We start from the raw sequence: 546 nt of genomic DNA, 5'->3' as shown, positions 1-546 counted from the left end.
TTATACCAATTCCATTAAATTCATGATCTAATATAGACTCTGAAAGGAGCCTATATGAACTCAGATTTATCAAAGCTTATCGGCGCAACCTCCAACGCGAGGTTGAGGCTAAGATTACTCGCGGTCTCTCACTTTATCGATGGTAAAAATCGAACTGAAATCGCGTCATTTCTTAAAGTCAGTCGTCTCAGTGTGAATAAATGGATCAAGGCCTATCTTGATTTTGGTGTTGAAGGGTTAGTAGAAAAACCTCATACAGGAAGACCTTCCAGACTCACTATTGAGCAAAAAAAACATCTTAAAGAATACGTCACTTCAAATGCAATAAAACCTGAGGGTGGGCGCTTACAAGGGAGTGACGTCACACAATTCATCCTTGATGAATTTGATATATCTTACCAACCATCCGGTGTATACCGCTTACTGCATGAACTTAATTTGAGTTGGATAACGACACGATCAAAGCACCCAAAACAATCAGAAGAAGCTCAAGAATCTTTTAAAAAAATTCCCAATAGAAACGATCCTTAAGATCCCTGGGCATAT

Annotated in this window: 1 protein-coding gene; it reads left to right on the top strand. The window is 38.8% G+C overall.

Annotated features, from left to right (window positions below; all coding sequences use genetic code 11):
• Positions 1-54: 54 nt before the first annotated feature.
• On the top strand, positions 55-531 hold the full coding sequence (locus H5300_RS27010) for an IS630 family transposase (protein WP_182797390.1): 477 nt from the start codon (positions 55-57) through the stop codon (positions 529-531).
• Positions 532-546: the final 15 nt, after the last annotated feature.

Origin of the sequence: Vibrio sp. SG41-7 (genome assembly GCF_014164465.1) — a bacterium.
Lineage (GTDB): Bacteria > Pseudomonadota > Gammaproteobacteria > Enterobacterales > Vibrionaceae > Vibrio > Vibrio splendidus.
This window is presented reverse-complemented; position numbering and strand designations above follow the sequence as displayed.